This window comes from Roseateles sp. P5_B10 (assembly GCF_056400485.1).
In genome coordinates this window covers 1-739 of record NZ_JBFULE010001442.1, presented here as the reverse complement: position 1 = coordinate 739, position 739 = coordinate 1, and the positions used below count along the sequence as shown (strand labels likewise).

General features: G+C 64.0%; 1 protein-coding gene. It reads right to left on the bottom strand.

Annotated elements, in window-relative coordinates; translation table 11 throughout:
• Position 1: 1 nt before the first annotated feature.
• Positions 2 to 739: electron transfer flavoprotein subunit beta/FixA family protein (locus tag AC1DU6_RS33865; RefSeq protein WP_477862776.1), on the bottom strand; the 738-nt coding region annotated here is incomplete at its 5' end.

Genomic DNA, 739 nt, shown 5'->3' with positions numbered 1-739 from the left:
GTCAGATGACCTTGGCTTCGTTCTTCAGCTTGGCGACGAGAGCGGCCACATCGGCCACCTTCACGCCAGCGCCGCGCTTGGGCGGCTCGCTGACCTTCAGCGTCTTGATGCGCGGCGTCACGTCCACGCCCAGGTCGGCAGGCTTGACGATGTCGAGCTGCTTCTTCTTGGCCTTCATGATGTTGGGTAGCGTCACGTAACGCGGCTCGTTCAGGCGCAAGTCGGTCGTGATGACGGCCGGCAGGCTCAGGGACACGGTCTCGAGGCCGCCGTCCACTTCACGAGTGACGGACACCTTGTCGCCGGCCACTTCCACCTTGGAGGCGAACGTGCCCTGCGGCATGCCCGTCAGCGCGGCCAGCATCTGGCCGGTCTGGTTGCAATCGTCATCGATGGCCTGCTTGCCGAGGATGACCAGGCTCGGGCCTTCCTTGTCGACCAGCGCCTTCAGCAGCTTGGCGACGGCCAGTGGCTGCAGTTCGAGATCTGCAGGTGTCTCCACCAGGATGGCGCGGTCGGCACCGATGGCCATGGCAGTGCGCAGGGTCTCCTGGCATTGCGTGACACCGCAGGACACGGCGATCACCTCGGTGATGACGCCCTTCYCCTTCAGGCGCACGGCCTCTTCGACGGCGATCTCGTCGAAGGGATTCATCGACATCTTCACATTGGCAATGTCGACGCCCGTGCCGTCGCTCTTGACGCGCACCTTGACGTTGTAGTCGACGACGCGTTTGAC